The organism is Dongia sp., assembly GCF_041905885.1.
Classification (GTDB): domain Bacteria; phylum Pseudomonadota; class Alphaproteobacteria; order Dongiales; family Dongiaceae; genus Dongia.
This window is the reverse complement of the sequence record NZ_JAYRKD010000029.1, coordinates 22,022-38,804: the sequence shown is the minus strand read 5'-3', so window position 1 is coordinate 38,804 and position 16,783 is coordinate 22,022. Positions and strand designations below refer to the sequence as shown.

Here is a 16,783-nt window from a genome sequence, read left to right as displayed (position 1 = left end):
TTGGGCCTTGACGAAACGCACACCGGGGTGTACGGTCTTGACGACCTCAGGAGCAGCGCCGGGGAATCCGCCCGCGACCGTCTATTCGGCTGCTTGGACCTCGGCGCGGCCATACTGCCGCGGCGCGCAGCCCATCACCCGCTTGAAGGCCGTGCTGAAGGCGCTCTCCGATTCATAGCCGAGGGACAGGGCAATTCGCGAAATGGCCTCGTTGCTGTGAGCCAGCCGGTCGCCCGCCAGCAGCATCCGCCAGCGGGTGAGATAATCCATCGGCGCGGCGCCCACCGTCAGCTTGAATTTGAGCGCGAAGCTCGAACGCGACATGCCGGCCTGCGATGCCAGTTCCGCCAGGGTCCACTTGCGTGACGGATCGGCGTGGATCGCGCCGACCGCCGCGCCCATCTGCCGGTCGGCCAGCGCGAAGAGCCAGCCCACCCCGCCGCGCGGGCCTTCGGCCATATGCATGCGCAGCGCCTGAATCAGCATCAGGTGCGCGAGGTGCTGCGCCACCAGATAGTGGCCGGGCCTGGGCTCGCGCAGCTCCTGCATCATATGCTCGACCGACCAGCGCAGCGCCGCCTGGTCGGACTCCTTCTTGATGTGGACGATCGGCGGCATCATGCCCATCAGGATCTCGGCATGGGCACCGCCCAAGGTGAAGCGGCTGCCGACCAGGAAGACGTCGCCGCCGCCGTTATAGGTGACGACGCCGCCGGCGCGCGGCGGCGGAAAGACAGTGCTCGCCTCCACCGGCGCCACGGCGGGATCGCTGCAGAGACGGAAAGCGCGCCCGCTCGGCAGCAGGAAGCAATCACCCCCTTCCAGGCGCACCGGATCTGCGACGCCTTCGACGACGAGAGTGCAAGCGCCGGAAACGACCGCGTAGCACTTGATGCCGATGTTGCCGGGAAAGGCGATGGCCCAGTCGCCGCCGGCGTCGAAGCCCGCCGAGACGTGGCTCTGCGGCTTCAGGAGGGAAAGGACGTCGGACAGCGGATCCATGGCATTCCGGACGATCGCGAAGATATTGCGGACTTAACCGCATGGACCGTCCGGAGGCAACGCCATATCACTCAGGCATCATCCTCTGACCGGAGATTTCCCCATGCGTGTCTTTGTCACCGGCGCGACCGGCTTCGTCGGCTCGGCCGTGGTCCGGGAGCTGCTCGATCATGGGCACCCGGTGCTTGGCCTGGTGCGGTCGGATGCGGGCGCCAAGGCCCTCGCGACGACCGGCGCCGCGGTGCATCGCGGCGACGTGCAGGATCGCGACAGTTTGCAGAGCGGCGCCGCCGCTTGCGATGCGGTGATCCATACCGCCTTCATCCACGACTTCTCGAAGTTCAAGGAGAGCTGCGAGATCGACCGGCGTGCGATCATCGCCATGGGCGAGGCGCTCGCCGGTTCTTCGAAGCCGCTGATCGTCACCAGCGGGACGGGATTGCTGCCCGCGGGCCGGCGCTCGACCGAGGATGATGCACCGGGCGGAAGCCTGCCGCGCGTCGCCACCGAGGAAGCGGCCTCGGAAGTTCGGGTCCGCGGCGTCAACGTGTCGGTGATGCGCCTGCCGCCTTCGGTGCATGGCGACGGCGACCATGGCTTCGTGCCGATGCTGATCGGGATGGCACGCGAGAAGGGCGTCTCCGCTTACATCGGCGCGGGAAACAACCACTGGGGCGCCGTGCACCGGCTGGACGCCGCGCGGCTCTATCGCCTGGCGCTGGAGCGACGCAGCGGCCCGGCGCGCTATCACGCGACCGCCGAGGAAGGTGTCCCGTTCAAGGAGATCGCGGCGGTGATCGGCCGCCGGCTCGGGCTGCCGGTGGTTTCCAAGTCGCCAGAGGAAGCGCCGGCGCATTTCACCTGGTTCGCGCATTTCGCGGCGATGGACAATCTCGCCTCCAGCGCGAAGACGCGGGCGATCACCGGCTGGGCGCCGACCGGGCCGGGACTGATCGCGGACATCGATCGGGATGCCTATTTCCGGTGACGGCGTGGTTCGGCGCGCTGGATCTGCAAGCGAGGACGCAAGAGAGCTGACACGGCTGCATCAACCCCCACCCGCACCCGCCCCCATCTTGGGGGCGGGAAGAAGGATAGAGCCGTCACTTGCCACAGCGCCTTCATAGAGTTCCTTCCCCCAAGATGGGGGAAGGCTAGGAAGGGGGTTGATGCAGCCGCGATGTTGCGGATGGATGCAGCGCGCTAGATCCCCAGCGCCTTCCGCACTTCGGGGACGTGGCCGCGGCTCACCGGGACGAGATTGTCCTCGGGGCCGGGCACCATCAGGAACACCTTGTCGTGCTTGCGCTGGAAAGCCCGCGCGTGTTCCAGGTTCACCAGGAAGCTGCGGTGGGTGCGCAGGAAGTTCCGGCCGGCGACGGCTTCCTCGACCCGGGAGATCGACCAGGGACAGAAGTGACTCTCCTGCCCTTCATAGAGCCGCGTGTAATGGCCCTCGGCCTGGATCGCGGTGACGCGGGTGGCGTCGACGAAGAAGGTAAGGCCACCCTGTTCGTAGGGCAGGCGCAGCCGCTCCGTCGTCTCGGATGCGGCGCGTGGCGACGCGACCTGCGGCAGCGCCTGCGGTTCCGGCGCCGCAAAGGCGGCAGCGATCGGCGCGCCGGCCGGCGCCGCGATCCAGCCGGTGGCGGGCAGCGGCAAGGCGGTCAGCAGGAACAGGCCGCAGACCACGAAAGCGGCCAGCGCCACGATGAGGGCGAGGTAGCTGTCCTGGATCATCGGCTGCGCCAGCGCGATCAATTCGCTGACCGGCACGATGCGGGTGAAGGCCATCGCGGTGTAATGCATGCTGGAGATCGTAATCCCGAGCAGCACCGCCGCCAGGCTGAGCTGCAGCAGCGTGCGGCGGCGATAGGCGATCTGCACCACGGCGATCGAGGAGAGGATCGCGATGCCGGAGGAGAGCAGGATTCCCGTCGGTCCGTATTCGACCAGACAGTTTCCGGCGATCGCCCGCATGCCGATGTAATGCATGGTGACGATGCCCAACCCGATCAGCGTGCCGGAGACGGCGGTGCGCCAGAGTTTGCCAGCCTTTGAATCAGACTGGCCCATATGCACGAAGGAGAGACCGAGGCCGGTGATCAGGATGGAGACCAGGACCGAGCTCAAGGTATTGAGCGCGTCGTAGCTGATCGAGACCGGCAAGCGCAGCGCCAGCATGCCGACGAAATGCATCGACCAGATGCCGCCGCCGAGCGCGCAGGCGGCTTCCGCGATTCGCAGGCGGCGGGCCGGCACCGGCAGCGCGCTCAAGTCGCCGGCGAGGCGCAGGCCGGTGAAGGACGCCATGATGGCAACCAAGACCGAGGCCACCACCATCATCGGATCATAAGAAAACAGCATTCCCGTCCCGTCGCGGCCTGCCGTCCGGTGACTTTTCCAGAAACCGTTTTTCTAAGGCTGGGGCAGGTCCTTGGCTCCCGAGTCTGTCGAAGGGAGGATGTCAAATCAAGGGTGCGGTGCTGTGGATAACTCGGGCCCCGGACGCGCTCAAAAGCGGGTGAGGCCCGCCAAATGCGTGGACTCCGACCCCTTGGGACGCTATGCCGTTTCCGCAGTGATTTGGCAGGCCCCTAGTGACGCATTAAGGGCTGGGCAATCGCTCTTGCCGCTAATGGCGTAACTTGCAGGGGATCCCATGCGCGCATTCCTGTTCGCGATCGCAGCTTTCTTCGTCTTCGGCTTTGCCGGCATGGCTTCGGCCGCCTGCACCAGTTCGGAGTTCGTGACGTCCAGCCGAGCTGAACACGTCTTCAAGGCTGAAGACTGCCTTTGGACGACCGACACGCGATACATCCTGTTCATGCATAAGGACGGCACGCTCGACCTCCGGGACGAGCGCTATCCCGGCAAGCCGGTGCTCTGGGAGGCGAATATCCCGCAGCCGCAGCCGGGCAGCACGGCGGTCCTGAAGAACGACGGCAGCTTCGTCGTGCTGAGCCCCAGCGGCACCGAGATGTGGCGTGCTCCGGCGAAAGGCAAAGGTGTCGGCAGCTACTTCCTGACGCTTGGCAAGAAGGGCCGGGTCGAGCTCTACAGCGGCTCCAGCCGCTCCGATCCCAACCAGGCGCTGGTCTGGGGCTCGGAGGACAACCAGGCGGGCGACCGCAACGGCGAATGCCAGTGCCACATCACCAACACCGACGGCTCGCCCGGCAAGACCACGGGCGACCAATTCAGCGTCTGCGGGCTGACGGTCTGCCGCAGCACCTGCGCCGCCAAGAAGGATTACTTCGGCGACGCGCTGATCGGCACCTACAAGCACGGCAGCGGCAAGTGCAAGGCGTTCTGATCGCCTGGACACCGCTCTCAAACGCTTGATAAAGCGCGGCAAAGCGTCAGCTTGCCGCGCTTTTCTTTGCATGTCATAGAGTTGGCATGGTCCGGCGCGGCTGCTTTCAGGGATTGAGGCGGCGCGGGGCGGTGCTTGGCGCCGTTCTCGCTTATGCCTTATTGCTCAATGCCTTCGCCGCGGCCGCCTTCAATGTCCAGGCGGTGGCAGCGGCGCTCGATCCGCTGACGGTCGCCGCCACCTGCGATACCTCCGGCTCGGAGCCTTCCGGCGGTCCGGTCCGGCATCAGAGCCAGCATCAGCCCGACTGCACGCTCTGCAGTTCCGCCTGCCCGATGGGCGGCATGGTGCAGGCGCTCGGCGACGATGTTGTCGACGCCACCGCCCCGCTCGCCGCTTTCATCCTGCGGATCGGCGCGCACCGCAGCACGGGCCTCAATCCGCCGAGCATCTATCTCTCCGACACCGATGCTCAGGCGCCGCCGGCGATCGGCTGAGCGTCCTTCATTCGCGTTTTCCGGTTCACCGGCGCACGAATCCGGCTCGGCGCCCATCATTGAAAGTCATGAACATGCGTGTCTTGCGCAATCTCCTCATTCTCTCCTGCATCGGCTTCGGCGCGGTTTCCGCCTGGGCCCATGAGTTCAAGGCCGGCGATCTCGAGATCGTCCATCCCTGGGCGCGCGCGACCCTGAAGGGCAGCGACGTCGCCGACGGCTTCGTGAAGATCATCAACCACGGCAGCACGCCGGATAAACTGATAGCGGTCAGCGTCGAGTTCGCCAAGGCCGGCCAGATCCACACCATGAAGATGGACGGCGACGTGATGAAGATGCAGGAACTGACCGAGGGCCTGGAGATTCCCGCCGGCGCCACCGTCGAGCTGAAGCCGAAGTCGCTGCATCTGATGTTCGTCGGCGTGAACCAGGAGCTGCTGCCCGATACGATGATGGACGGCGAGCTCACCTTCGAGAAGGCCGGCAAGGTGAAGATCGAGTTCATGATCGAGCCGGCCGGCACCGGCCATTCCATGGACAATATGTGAGCGGGAGGCCCAGCGATGACGCGCCGCATCATCCCGATCCTGATCGTCGTCGTCGCGATTTCGGCTGCGGCGCTCGGCTATCTCTACATCAACCAGGGCTTCAACCTGGGCGCCGGCGGGCCGGCGGCGGTGCCGATCGGCGGGCCGATCCGCCTGACCGACCAGGACGGCAAGCCGTTCGATTCCGCGAGCCTCGCCGGCAAGCCCTATGCGGTGTTCTTCGGCTTCACCCACTGCCCCGATGCATGCCCGACCACCTTGTCGGAGATCGCCAGGACCGAGGATGAGGTCGGCGCGCCGGCCAAGGAGCTGACCACCCTGTTCATCACCGTCGATCCGGAGCGCGACACGCCGGCGGCGCTGAAGGAATACATCTCCAACTTCAACGGCAACACGGTGGCGCTGTCCGGCACGCCGGAACAGGTGGCCGAGGTCGCCAAGGCCTTTCGCGTCTACTACAAGAAGGTGCCGACCTCCGACGGCGGCTACACCATGGACCACACCGCCGTGCTCTACCTGATGGATCGCGACGGCAAGTTCGCCGACGTGATCTCCTACACCGAGGAGCATGAGCGCTTCGTCGCGAAGATCAAGAAGCTGCTGGAGGGGTGACAAGGTCGGAATGGCGGCGCGCAGCAACCTAACGGCCGTTCGCTACCTGACGCGTTTGTAACGGCGCGTTGCGCGGGTCATGCGTGTCACCGTCGGTTACACGAAAGTCAGCTAAGCAAGCGCCGGCATGCTGGACGGAATCGCGGCACGGGCGGAGTGTTTGAATCGGGTTCAACCGAGGAGAACACGCCCATGAAGAAGATCATCTCGCTCTCCGCCGCCGCGATCCTTGCGGCATTGCTGACCTCCGCGGCGCAGGCCGCCTCGCCGCAGGCACCGGATGCAACCGGCAGCAACGCCGTCGCCGTCGATACCGCCGAGGTCGCCATGGTGGTCTCGCACAGCAGCGCCCATGTCCGGAAGGACCCCAACACCAAGAGCCCGGTGCTGGCCACCTTGAAGAAGGGCGCGAAAGTCGACGTCATCGCCAAGACCCCGGACGGCAAATGGGCGCATGTGAAGAGCGGAAAGGTCGATGGCTATATCGCCCTCGCGCTGCTGAAGGCGGCCTGACCGCAACGCCGCCGCACCGCTGCGGCCGGCCCGGCCGCAGCGGTTTCCACAATTGTCCTGCCGCTTGGGCGACTTAGCCGACACGGGTTAAGTCGCTGAAGTCATTTGTCTTGTCGCGGATTGGGCCTTGTCCTCGATTCCGCCCCTGGCTAGGCTTTTCGAGACGGCCGGCAATCGGCTGGCCGTGTCGCCAGCCGGCATAACCTGTCGCCAAGCGTCATCTATCGACGCTCCCGAAAGAGCGAGCATGTTCGGAAGTTGAATGAACATTCAGAATCTCCGATACTGGACGGAATAAATCCAGCGCGGCGCAGGTATCCACCGGCACCGACGCGAATGAAGAAACAGGGAGAAGACGATGAAGGACCGGGATTCCAAGATCCAAACCATCATGACCGGCTATCGGCGCGGTTTCCTTTCGCGCCGCGAAGCTTTGCGCGCGCTGGGCGCCGTCGGCCTGGCTGCCGGCGCCGCGCCGCTGCTCGACTTCGCCGCGCTCGCCGATGAAGCCGGCAAGCAGGCGGGACCGGGCGGCATCGCCCTCTCCCGCCCCGACAAGCCGGTGACGCTGCCGCTGACCCAGGACCCGATCAAGAGCGGGCTAGAGCCGGAGAAGGGCCCGTTCCACATCTTCAACTACCAGGACTATATCGACCAGGTTTCGGTGATCGACACCTTCTCGAAGAAATACGGCGTCGAGGTGGTGCTGACCACCTTCGACAGCATGGACCAGGCGATCACGCGGCTGGCCAGCGGCACGGTCGAGTGCGATGCCACCAACATCACGCCGGACCGCCTGGCGCAGGGCGTCGCCGGCAAGCTGCTGCAGCCGATCAACCACAGCTACGTGCCGAACCTGGAGAAGAACATCTTCAAGTCGCTGACCAATCCGTTCTACGACCAGGGTTCGCAATATGCGGTGCCGTACAACCTCTACTCGACCGGCATCGGCTGGCGCACCGACAAGGTGAAGACCGATATCGGCGCGCTCGACAATCCGTGGTCGATCTTCTGGGATGCAAAATCCAGCGAGTACAGCGGCTATACCGGCATCATGGACGATGCGCGTGAATCGCTCGGCATGGCGATGCTCTATCGCGGCCAGTACGACGTGAATACCGAAGACGCGGCCGAGCTCGAGAAGGCCCTGGCTGACTTGAAGGCGACGGTGCCGATCTCCAACCCCAAGGTCAACATCACGCAGTACCAGACGCTGGCCGACGGCAGCTCCTGGATCCATCAGGCCTGGTCGGGCGACATGCTCGGCGCCGTCATCAGCTACTGGCCCGAGGGCCAGGACAAGTCGATCATCAAGTACTGGTGGCCGGGCAAGGGCAAGGGCGTCACCCAGAACGATTGCTGGGCGGTGCTCGCCAAGGCGAAGAACCCGGTGCTGGCACACCTCTGGCTCAACCACATCTGCGATGCCGAGGTCGCCTACAACAACACCGTCAACTACACCGGCTACCAGCCGGCGCAGAAGTCGTTCAACGCCGACGAGCTGATCAAGGCGGAGATCCTGCCCGAGCAGCTGAAAAACATCATCCTGACCGAAGAGGACGTCGGCGCCGGCTCGCTGCAATACTGCGCCCTGACCTCGGAAGGCCAGAAGAAGTGGCAGGACGCTTACGCGCAGTTCAACTCCGGTTCGGAATAAGCGGCCAGTCCGGGAATCTTCCAGTCGTGTATCCGAAATGGCTCTGGCCGGTCTTCGCCGTTCCCGGCGTGGTCTGGTTGATCCTGCTGTTCCTGGTTCCGTTCTATGCGGTGATCGGCGTCGCCTTCGGCGGCGTCGATCCCATCTTCCTGAATGCCGTGCCGACCTGGAATCCGCTGGACTGGAATTTTGACGCGCTGCTGAAGACGCTGGCCGGTTTTCTGCCCGGCAATCAGTATTGGGGTGTCTTCCTCCGGACCGTGGTCTATGTCGCCTTGGCGCTGACCGGATCGCTGCTGCTCGGCTATCCGGTCGCCTACTACATCTCGCGGCATGCCAAGCGCACCAAGATGCTGCTGATCGCGCTGATCGTGCTGCCCTTCTGGGTCTCTTACATGATGCGCATGCTGGCCTGGGTGAACCTGTTCTCGCCGAACGGCTTCGTGAACAAGTTCCTGCTCTGGACCAACCTGGTGCAGACCCCGCCGGACTGGCTCGGCGGCAACCATGCCTCGGTGATCCTCGGCCTCATCTACGGTTACATCCCCTATCTCATCCTGCCGCTGCTGGCCGCGCTGGATCGCATCGACCGCAGCGTGCTGGAAGCGGCGCGGGATCTCGGCGCCAGCCCTGCCTCCGCTTTCTTTCATGTGACCCTGCCGCTCTCCAAGCCCGGCATTCTGGGCGCCAGCGTCATCATCGCCCTGCCGATGTTCGGCGACTATTACACGCCGACCATTGTCTCCGGCTCGCCGCGCACGACCATGCTCGGCAACCAGATCGACATCTATTTCCACGGCGGGCCGCAGCCCTCGGTCGGCGCCTCGCTCACCATGATCCTTTCGGCCTTCCTGGCGGTGCTCATGGCCTACTACATGATCACGATTGCCAAAGCGCAGAAGGAGGTGGCCGCATGACCGCCGTCACCGAGTCTCGCCCGATCGCTGAGCCCACCGTTGCGAAGCGGATCCGCAGCTGGATCCTCAATCCCTGGGGCGAGCCCCGCGGCATGGTGGTGGTCACCTGGATCTACGTGGCCGTCTCGATCGTGCCGGTGATCGTCGCGATCCTGTTCTCGTTCAATGCCGGGCGGTCGGTGACGACCTGGCAGGGCTTCTCCCTCACCCGCTGGTATCTCGACGACCCCCGGTCCTCGGTGATCGGCGATCCGCGGCTGCAGCATGCCTTGCTGCAAAGCCTGAAGCTGGCCGGCCTCACCATGCTGATCGCGACCCCCTTGGGCGTGATGCTGGCGCTCGGCCTCGCGCGCTGGCGCGGCCGCCTCGCCTCGGCCTCGAACTTCATCATGCTGTTCCCGCTGGTGACGCCGGAGCTGGTGATGGGCGTCTCGCTGTTCCTGGTCTTCACCAAGCTCTTCGACTTCATACCGCTGGGGACCACGGCGCAGGTGCTGGGCCATGTCACCTTCTCGCTCTCCTATGTGGTGGTGATCGTGCGCGGCCGGCTGTTCTCGATCGGCCGGCAATACGAGGAGGCGGCGGCGGATCTCGGCGCCACACCCTGGGAGACCCTGCGGCTGGTGGTGCTGCCGCTGCTGCTCCCGGCGATCTTCTCCAGCCTGATGATGGTGTTCGCGATCTCGATCGACGATTTCGTGATCAGCGCCTGGCTCTCCTGCGGCTCCAGCTGCGACACCGTGCCGATCCGGGTCTACAGCTCGACCCGCGGCGCGCCCTTGCCGTCGATCAACGCGCTGGCCACGGTCATGGTGGCGATGACCTTGACCGCCATCGGCATCGCCTGGGTCGTGCATCGGTATCTGACGCGGGGCGAGCGCACCAATGGACGTTCGGGGGCCGGCGGCGGCATGGGCAAGGCCATGGGCGGCGGTTTTGATCTTTGATGAAGTGAGGACACGGTGAGCGGCGGCGAAATCGAGATCATCAACCTCAACAAGCATTTCGGTCCGCACCGGGCCGTGGACAACATCAACCTGAAGATCCCGGGCGGCGAGTTCTTCTCGCTGCTGGGATCCTCGGGCTGCGGCAAGACCACGACCTTGCGGATGATCGCCGGCTTCGAGCGGCCGACCAGCGGCCAGATCGTGCTCGACGGCCTCGACATGACCGAGACGCCGCCGCACAAACGGCACGTCAACACGGTGTTCCAGAGCTACGCGCTGTTCCCGCATCTCAACGTGTTCGACAACGTGGCCTTCGGCCTGCGGCGGCAGAAGGTCGAGGAGACGCAGGTGAAACGCCGGGTCGGCGAGGCGCTGGAGCTGGTGCAGCTCACCAGCTTCGAGAAGCGGAAGCCGGCGCAGATGTCGGGCGGCCAGCAGCAGCGCGTCGCCCTGGCGCGGGCGCTGGTGCTCAAACCCGCGGTGCTGCTGCTGGACGAGCCCTTGGGGGCGCTCGATGCGCGGCTCAGGAAGCAGCTGCAGGTCGAGCTCAAAAGCCTGCAGCAGCAGGTCGGCATCACCTTCGTCTACGTGACCCATGACCAGGAGGAGGCGCTCACCATGAGCGACCGGATCGCGGTCATGTCCAACGGCCGGATCGAGCAGGTGGCGCCGCCGACCGAGATCTACGAATCGCCGGCCACGGTCTTCGTCGCCGACTTCCTCGGCGTCTCCAACCTGATGGACGCGACGGCATCGGGCGCGGATGCGACCGGGCGCTGCAAGGTGAAGGTCGGCGGCTTCGACTGCTATGCCGGCCGCGGCAGCGCCCATGCGACCGGCGCCACCAAGGTGACGATCCGCCCCGAACGCGTGCGGCTAGAGGCGAAAGGCTCGGGCGGCGAGAACCGCATCCCGGGCACCGTGCAGCGCTGGGTCTATCTGGGAAACTCGGTGCAGCTCATCGTCGGGCTCGCGACCGGCGCCAAGATCCAGGCGCTGATGCAGAACAACGGCGAGGAGATCCCCTACCGCGAAGGCACCGAGGTCGCGGTGCACCTGCCGGCCACCGCTTTGCGCATCCTCGAAGACAGCGGCGCCCCGCTCGTCTCCGCCGCCGACTAAGTCTGCGACGGCGCGCGGCGCAGCATTTCCAAAGCGAGCTCGGTCTCGCCGATCACGGTCGCGGTTGCGCCATGGCTCATCAGATGCTGGGCCTCGGCATCGGAATGGGCCCGGGCGATGATCGGCAAGGTCGGATTGGCGGCACGCGCCTGCTCGACGATGGCACCCGCCTCGAAGGCATCCGGCACGGCGACGAACAGGCAGCGCGCGACCTCGGGCCTGGCGGCGGCGAAGACCGCGTGGTCGGCGGCGTTGCCGTCGATGGTCGCGATCCCTGAAGCGCTGAGCGCCTCCAGCGCCTTGTTGCGGGTGTCGATCACCAGGAAGGGCGAGGCTGCCTTGCGCAAGGCCTCGCCGATCACCGAGCCGACCCGGCCGTAACCGACCAGGATGATGTGATCGCTGAGCTGGGTCGGCGCAATCTCGCGCGCGGCTTTCTCCTCGCCCGGCGCGGCGGCGCCGCGTTTGGCGCGAAAGCGATCCAGCAGCACGAAGGCGGTCGGGTTGAACAGGATCGAGATGATCGCCGCCGCGAGCACGAGGTCCTGCGCCGCTTCGGTGAGCACGCCGAGCGCCACGCCGAGGCTGGCCAGGATGAAGGAGAACTCGCCGATCTGCGCCAGGCTGGCCGAGATCACCAGGGCGACCTGCGGCGGATGGCCGAAGGCGCGCACGATGAAGAAGGCGGCCAGCGACTTGCCGATCAGCACGATCGCCAGCGCGCCGAGCAGCGGCCAGAGGCTGTCCAACAGCACGGCCGGGTTGAGCAGCATGCCGACCGAGACGAAGAACAGGACGGCGAAGGCATCGCGCAGCGGCAGGGTCTCCTCGGCGGCGCGGTGGCTCAATTCGGATTCGCTCAACACCATGCCGGCGAAGAAGGCACCCAAGGCAAAGGAGACGCCGAACAGGGCCGCGGCGCCGAAGGCGATACCGAGCGCGATCGCCAGCACCGCGAGGCGGAACAGCTCGCGCGAGCCGGTATGGGCGATGTAATGCAGCACCCAGGGCACGGCCTTGCGCCCCAGCAGCAGCATCACCGCGACGAAAGCCGCGACCTTGCCCAAGGTGATGCCGAGGGTCATGCCCACATCACCGAGGCTGGGACCGGCGCCTGCGGTGTCGAGGCTGGCGGCGATGCCGGCCAAGGGCGGCAAGAGGACCAGGGTGAGGACCATGAACAGGTCCTCGACGATCAGCCAGCCGACGGCGATGCGGCCTTCGGTGCTCTCGATCAGGCGCCGCTCCTGAAGGGCGCGCAGCAGCACCACGGTGCTGGCGACCGAGAGCGCCAGGCCGAAGACGATGCCGTTCGAGGTCGGCCAGCCCATGATCCAGGCCAGGCCCCAGCCGAGCAGGGTCGCGACCGCGATCTGGCCGATGGCGCCCGGCACGGCGATCGACTTCACCGCCAGCAGGTCCTTGAGCGAGAAATGCAGCCCGACCCCGAACATCAGCAGAATGACGCCGATCTCGGCCAGCTCGGTGATCAGGCCCTGGTCGGCGACAAAGCCCGGCGTGAACGGGCCGACGCAGACGCCGGCCAGCAGATAGCCGACCAGCGGCGAGATCCTGAGCCGCTGCGCCAGCGCGCCCAGGATGAAGGCGAGCACGATGGCGCCGACGATCGCCGCGATCAGGGGAGTATGATGGTCCATCGTTGCCAGAGCTCCGCTTCGGTGGGCCGGAGAATCGTTCTAGCAGATGCGGCCCCGCCGCTTCACCCTTTTCCGCCGCCATGCCGCGATTCGTCGCTGCACGCAAGACGCGATTTTCGTGGACAGATACCGCGAAAGCGGGCTTGATCCGGCGAGGGTGAATGGCCGGCGCAATGTGCCGGTGGGTGGATGGCATGATCGAGAAGCGCGGAGCTTCCCTGTTCTTTCTGGCGGCGGGCCTGACCCTGCTGCTGGCCTATCTTGTCATCTCTCACGTCATGTATCGCTTCAGCCCGTCGCGCAGCGAATGGGCCGCAGCGATCTCGGTCTTCTTCAGCCCCGGGTACAAGAACGCGCCCGGGCAATGGCTGCTCGCTGAACTGATCAAGTTCGGCATGGCTGCGGCGGGCCTCGTCTGCCTCGGCGTTGCGGCCGTGCCGCGCGGTGCCTGGGCGGCCTCGATCCGGTCGGCGGCGTCGATCCGCGTCTATTGGCGGACCTGGATCTGGGCTGTCTTGCTCGGAAGCACCGGGATCGGCCTGGTTTTCATCCTGCTGGACCTGGTCGCGCCTTCCGGGCTCGAGCGGCGCGGCGGGCTTTGGCAATGGGTGGCCTACGGGTCGAACGTGATCCGGGTCATCTGCGGCGCGCTCATCTGCGCCCGGCTGCTCTTCGCCCGGGAGCGACGACCCTATGAGCGGTGGCTCGGATACATCTTCGCGGCCTTGTCGCTCTATGACCTGGCCTGGTCCCTGCTGCGCGTGCTGGATCTGGACTTCGCCGTACTGGTGCTGGCGGAACGCAATCGGGACAGTTCGATACTGTCGCGGCTGGGGAGCGAGAGCTTCGGCATCGCCTTCGCCTGCGCCGCCGCCTGGACCGGTTTGTTCATTGCGCGTCGGCGCGGCACGCTGCAGGCGCAGCCGGTCGCGGCACCGGAGGCGGTCTATCTTTGCAGCGCGGGGCTGCTGTTCTTTCTCGGATTCACGCGCGTGTTCGGGATCTGGCGGATCGTCGGCGACATGGGGCCGACGGCGCTCGGCTACGGCGCGGCCGCCTTGGCCTATCTCGGATTGACGTTCCTGGCATCGCTGCACTCGGCGCGGCTCGCCGTCGCCGATCAGCGCGCCGATGCGATACCCGTTCCGCCGCGCGACGGTGCCTGGCGTAAGCATCTGCTGGTCCAAACGCCGATCGGGCTGGCCGTGAGCCTCGCACTCATGGGCGTGGGCTACCTGCTGGTCAACAAGATCCCCCTGCTTACCGCCGCGTTCCTCTTGCCGCTGGTGATGTTGCTCCTCTTCGGCGGACCGATTCTGGTCTTCATTTATGGAATCCTGCGCGGCCGGATCGGCTATTCGCTGGGCGCCGTCATCCTGGCGCTCGGTCTCTCCGGCTATCGCTCCTACAACCTCCATCAGGCCTCGCAACGCGCCAAGGTCGCGGTCGCGCAAGCCGAGACGCTGAACATCTATCCCTTCAAGCCCGCCCGACAGACACATGACATCGTCGCGCTGGTCGATACCTATCTCGGCCAGATGGATCATGCCGGGTGTTCCGAACGCTGCCGGCTGGTGCTGCTCGGCTCTCCCTACGCCGTCGCCGTCGAGCGCAAGGAGAAGCAGGTCTGGTCGGTGCTGCGCCTGGTGCACGACCGGGCGACCTGCCGCGCCGAGGCGAACCGGGCGAGCATGCTGGATTTCCTCGCTGCCGGCGAAGCCGATGCCTGCGTGGTCCCGAGCGAGGAGCCGCCGCGAGCCGATGCGCTGATCATCCGGGAGAATCAATCGTCCGACGCGGCGGTCACGCGCCTCTTCCCTAAGGGCTTCCGCGGCTCGGCCTTCGAGTTCCTGGAACGGATCGACGGCAAGGACGAGTTGCTTGGCCGCATCGTCTGGGGCGGCGTCCAGCCGCCGCTCTTCTCCGACCAGAAGGGCGAGCGGTTGTCCTACGCGCTGGATGAGAAGGGCTTCTATGCCGCGGCCCTGAACCTGCCGGGGCCGACCCCGCCGCCGATCACCGTGGCGCAGGCCCAGGCGGCAATCGCGGTCTATCTCGAATTGTGGACCGAAAAGCTCGATGGCGGTTTCCACAATTCCTGGGTCGGCTTCCTCGCCGCCGCCAAAGAGCCCGCGGCGACCGAAGCGGTCAAGGCGACGATCCTCGATCAGCTGCTCTCCGAGAATCCCGCGCGCACGCGGTTCGGGCTACAATCTCTATTCTCGTTCCGCGCCGGCGATCCCGCCTTCGTCAAGCAGGCGCTGGCTTCGCTGGTGACCAGCGACCGATTGCATGGCCTCACCGAGAAGCCCAGCAACCTGCCGTCGCTGCTGCAGGAGGTGCGGGGCGCGTTCCCGGAGCCGCAGCGCCAAGCCGCGCGCGCGGCACTGCTTCGGCCGGGTGTGAAGCATGCCGACGAACTGCTGGCCCTGCTGGGCGTGCTCGGGCATGGCGGGGCGGCTGAGCGCAGCGAAACCGCCGCTCTGATTCTCGGTCTACCCCAGGAGGACTTCCAACGGGCCGTGGCCTCGATGGGCGATCACGATCGGAACCAGGTCGTGATCGAGCCGCCGCTGATCAACTTCTGGTCCGAGACCCAGATCGCGGAGCTTGCCCGGCGCGCGCCGGACGTCCCCGACCTGTTGCTGGCGGATTACGTCGAAGCCATGCGGTGGACGCCGGGCTTCGTCAAGGTGCGCGGCGAGATCAAGGACCTGCTGCAGAAGCGCCTCGCCGCCGGCATCGAGGACGAGCGCCTCCGCTCACGCCTTCAGATCGTCGAGAGCCATCTTTAGGAGGCGCTGGCCTGCTCCGGCAGCGGCTGCACCGGCATGCCGGGGCCGATCTTCTGCAGGTTGCCGGTGATCACCTTGTCGCCGGGCTGCAAGCCCTTGTTGATCACCACCTTATCGCCCATCAGCGCGCCGGTCTCGATGAAGCGCTGCTCCACCGTGCCCTGGGCGCCGATCACGTAGACGAAGCGGCCCATCTGGCTCGAACCCAGCGCGATCTGCGGCACCAGCAGCGCGTCCGGCTTGTCGGTCAGGTGCAGGCGCACCTTCACATACTGGCCCGGCAGCAGCGCCTTGTCGGCATTCTCCAGGGTCGCGCGCGCGGTGATCGTGCCGGTGCTGCGATCGACCGTGTTGTCCAGGAAGGTGAGCTTGCCGGAAACCCGCGGCGTGTCCTCGCCGGCCAGGGTGATGTCCACCATGAGCTCGCCCGCGGCGCGATACTTCTGGATCAGCGCGAGATCGCTTTCGCTCGGGTTGAAGGTCGCGTAGATCGGCGAGAGCTGGACCAGGGTGTTGATGTTGGTCTGCTGCGGCGTCACCAGCGCACCTTCATGCACCAGACTCTTGCCGAGCCGGCCGCTGAAGGGAGCGCTGATCTGGGTGTAACCGAGGTTCAGCTGCGCGGTGCGGATCGCGGCCTTGTCCGCCATGATCGCGGCCTGCGCCTGGTGCATCAGGCTGGTCTTCTCCTCGTTGGTATCCTTGGCCACGGCACCGGTCGCAGTGAGCGCGGCGTTACGCTTCTGGCTCGAGGTCGCGTATTCGAGCGCGGCCTGGTTGCTCTGCAGCCGCGCCTTGGCCTGGTCCAGCACCGCCTGGTAATCGTCGGGATCGATCCGATAGAGGAGATCGCCCTCGTTCACGTCGGCGCCATCGGTGACGCCGGTCTCCTGCAGATAGCCGCCGACCTTGGCCTGCAGGGTCACCTCGCGGATCGCCTCGGTGCTGCCGACATATTCCAGGTAGACCGGGACCGTGGTCTTGGAGACGACCGCGACCGGAACCGGGAAAGCCTGCGGCGCGCCACCTTCCGGTGCCTGCTCCTGCTGCGCCGCATCGGCGGCGACGACGTCACGGAAATACTCGGGAAAGACGAACGTCACGGTGCCGTAGCCGGCAGCGGCGACGACGGCCAGTCCGAGAGCAGCGGTCCAAATACGCATGACCTAGTCCTCCAATGTCCTCGATCGGGCCGATGG

Annotated in this window: 15 protein-coding genes; 11 read left to right on the top strand and 4 right to left on the bottom strand. The window is 66.1% G+C overall.

Going from position 1 to position 16,783, the window contains the following annotated elements:
- Nucleotides 1-81 precede the first annotated feature (81 nt).
- Nucleotides 82-1,002: an AraC family transcriptional regulator gene (locus ACH2CY_RS23030; protein ID WP_395022021.1), complete on the bottom strand. Its 921-nt coding sequence runs from the start codon at nt 1,000-1,002 to the stop codon at nt 82-84.
- 103 nt (nt 1,003-1,105) lie between these two features.
- Between ACH2CY_RS23030 and ACH2CY_RS23025 the strand changes: the two genes are divergently transcribed.
- Nucleotides 1,106-1,990 carry an SDR family oxidoreductase gene (locus ACH2CY_RS23025; protein WP_395022020.1) on the top strand — a complete coding sequence of 295 codons (885 nt, stop codon included), beginning with the start codon at nt 1,106-1,108 and terminating at the stop codon, nt 1,988-1,990.
- A 215-nt stretch (nt 1,991-2,205) separates the two neighbouring features.
- Here the strand turns inward: ACH2CY_RS23025 and ACH2CY_RS23020 are convergent, their stop codons facing one another.
- Nucleotides 2,206-3,369, bottom strand: coding sequence for an MHYT domain-containing protein (locus tag ACH2CY_RS23020; RefSeq protein WP_395022019.1), 1,164 nt, complete (start codon nt 3,367-3,369; stop codon nt 2,206-2,208).
- Between the two features lie 295 nt (nt 3,370-3,664).
- Between ACH2CY_RS23020 and ACH2CY_RS23015 the strand changes: the two genes are divergently transcribed.
- From ACH2CY_RS23015 to ACH2CY_RS22975, 9 genes are all read left to right on the top strand, one after another.
- Entirely contained in the window at nt 3,665-4,318 is a 654-nt protein-coding gene (locus ACH2CY_RS23015; RefSeq protein ID WP_395022018.1) for a hypothetical protein, read from the top strand.
- Nucleotides 4,319-4,449: 131 nt separating this feature from the next.
- A complete protein-coding gene (locus ACH2CY_RS23010) occupies nt 4,450-4,815 on the top strand; it encodes a hypothetical protein (protein ID WP_395022017.1) in 366 nt (121 codons plus the stop codon).
- A 68-nt stretch (nt 4,816-4,883) separates the two neighbouring features.
- Nucleotides 4,884-5,363 carry a copper chaperone PCu(A)C gene (locus ACH2CY_RS23005; protein WP_395022016.1) on the top strand — a complete coding sequence of 160 codons (480 nt, stop codon included), beginning with the start codon at nt 4,884-4,886 and terminating at the stop codon, nt 5,361-5,363.
- A 15-nt stretch (nt 5,364-5,378) separates the two neighbouring features.
- Nucleotides 5,379-5,975: an SCO family protein gene (locus tag ACH2CY_RS23000; protein ID WP_395022015.1), complete on the top strand. Its 597-nt coding sequence runs from the start codon at nt 5,379-5,381 to the stop codon at nt 5,973-5,975.
- A 192-nt stretch (nt 5,976-6,167) separates the two neighbouring features.
- Entirely contained in the window at nt 6,168-6,488 is a 321-nt protein-coding gene (locus ACH2CY_RS22995; protein ID WP_395022012.1) for an SH3 domain-containing protein, read from the top strand.
- Nucleotides 6,489-6,846: 358 nt separating this feature from the next.
- Complete coding sequence (locus tag ACH2CY_RS22990; protein ID WP_395022011.1) at nt 6,847-8,145, top strand: spermidine/putrescine ABC transporter substrate-binding protein; 1,299 nt, start codon at nt 6,847-6,849, stop codon at nt 8,143-8,145.
- Between the two features lie 26 nt (nt 8,146-8,171).
- Nucleotides 8,172-9,062 carry an ABC transporter permease gene (locus ACH2CY_RS22985; protein ID WP_395022010.1) on the top strand — a complete coding sequence of 297 codons (891 nt, stop codon included), beginning with the start codon at nt 8,172-8,174 and terminating at the stop codon, nt 9,060-9,062.
- Entirely contained in the window at nt 9,059-10,009 is a 951-nt protein-coding gene (locus ACH2CY_RS22980) for an ABC transporter permease (protein WP_395022009.1), read from the top strand. The genes ACH2CY_RS22985 and ACH2CY_RS22980 overlap by 4 nt, the downstream gene beginning before the upstream one ends.
- A gap of 15 nt (nt 10,010-10,024) precedes the next feature.
- A complete protein-coding gene (locus ACH2CY_RS22975; RefSeq protein ID WP_395022008.1) occupies nt 10,025-11,131 on the top strand; it encodes an ABC transporter ATP-binding protein in 1,107 nt (368 codons plus the stop codon).
- Here ACH2CY_RS22975 and ybaL read toward each other — a convergent pair.
- Nucleotides 11,128-12,789: a YbaL family putative K(+) efflux transporter gene (gene ybaL / locus ACH2CY_RS22970; RefSeq protein WP_395022007.1), complete on the bottom strand. Its 1,662-nt coding sequence runs from the start codon at nt 12,787-12,789 to the stop codon at nt 11,128-11,130. The two genes, ACH2CY_RS22975 and ybaL, sit on opposite strands and share 4 nt — an antisense overlap.
- A gap of 194 nt (nt 12,790-12,983) precedes the next feature.
- Between ybaL and ACH2CY_RS22965 the strand changes: the two genes are divergently transcribed.
- Nucleotides 12,984-15,584 carry a hypothetical protein gene (locus tag ACH2CY_RS22965; protein ID WP_395022006.1) on the top strand — a complete coding sequence of 867 codons (2,601 nt, stop codon included), beginning with the start codon at nt 12,984-12,986 and terminating at the stop codon, nt 15,582-15,584.
- On the opposite strand, the gene ACH2CY_RS22960 is transcribed toward ACH2CY_RS22965, so the two are convergent.
- Nucleotides 15,581-16,747, bottom strand: a complete 1,167-nt coding sequence (locus tag ACH2CY_RS22960) for an efflux RND transporter periplasmic adaptor subunit (RefSeq protein WP_395022005.1) — start codon at nt 16,745-16,747, stop codon at nt 15,581-15,583. The genes ACH2CY_RS22965 and ACH2CY_RS22960 overlap by 4 nt on opposite strands.
- Nucleotides 16,748-16,783: the final 36 nt, after the last annotated feature.

What these genes read in the sequence shown, in the direction of transcription:
- ybaL (WP_395022007.1), bottom strand. Translation starts at nt 12,789, where the DNA reads ATGGACCATCATACTCCCCTGATCGCGGCGATCGTCGGCGCCATCGTG.
- ACH2CY_RS22995 (WP_395022012.1), top strand. Translation starts at nt 6,168, where the DNA reads ATGAAGAAGATCATCTCGCTCTCCGCCGCCGCGATCCTTGCGGCATTG.
- ACH2CY_RS22990 (WP_395022011.1), top strand. Translation starts at nt 6,847, where the DNA reads ATGAAGGACCGGGATTCCAAGATCCAAACCATCATGACCGGCTATCGG.
- ACH2CY_RS23015 (WP_395022018.1), top strand. Translation starts at nt 3,665, where the DNA reads ATGCGCGCATTCCTGTTCGCGATCGCAGCTTTCTTCGTCTTCGGCTTT.
- ACH2CY_RS22980 (WP_395022009.1), top strand. Translation starts at nt 9,059, where the DNA reads ATGACCGCCGTCACCGAGTCTCGCCCGATCGCTGAGCCCACCGTTGCG.
- ACH2CY_RS23005 (WP_395022016.1), top strand. Translation starts at nt 4,884, where the DNA reads ATGAACATGCGTGTCTTGCGCAATCTCCTCATTCTCTCCTGCATCGGC.
- ACH2CY_RS22965 (WP_395022006.1), top strand. Translation starts at nt 12,984, where the DNA reads ATGATCGAGAAGCGCGGAGCTTCCCTGTTCTTTCTGGCGGCGGGCCTG.
- ACH2CY_RS23020 (WP_395022019.1), bottom strand. Translation starts at nt 3,369, where the DNA reads ATGCTGTTTTCTTATGATCCGATGATGGTGGTGGCCTCGGTCTTGGTT.
- ACH2CY_RS22960 (WP_395022005.1), bottom strand. Translation starts at nt 16,747, where the DNA reads ATGCGTATTTGGACCGCTGCTCTCGGACTGGCCGTCGTCGCCGCTGCC.
- ACH2CY_RS23025 (WP_395022020.1), top strand. Translation starts at nt 1,106, where the DNA reads ATGCGTGTCTTTGTCACCGGCGCGACCGGCTTCGTCGGCTCGGCCGTG.
- ACH2CY_RS23030 (WP_395022021.1), bottom strand. Translation starts at nt 1,002, where the DNA reads ATGGATCCGCTGTCCGACGTCCTTTCCCTCCTGAAGCCGCAGAGCCAC.
- ACH2CY_RS23000 (WP_395022015.1), top strand. Translation starts at nt 5,379, where the DNA reads ATGACGCGCCGCATCATCCCGATCCTGATCGTCGTCGTCGCGATTTCG.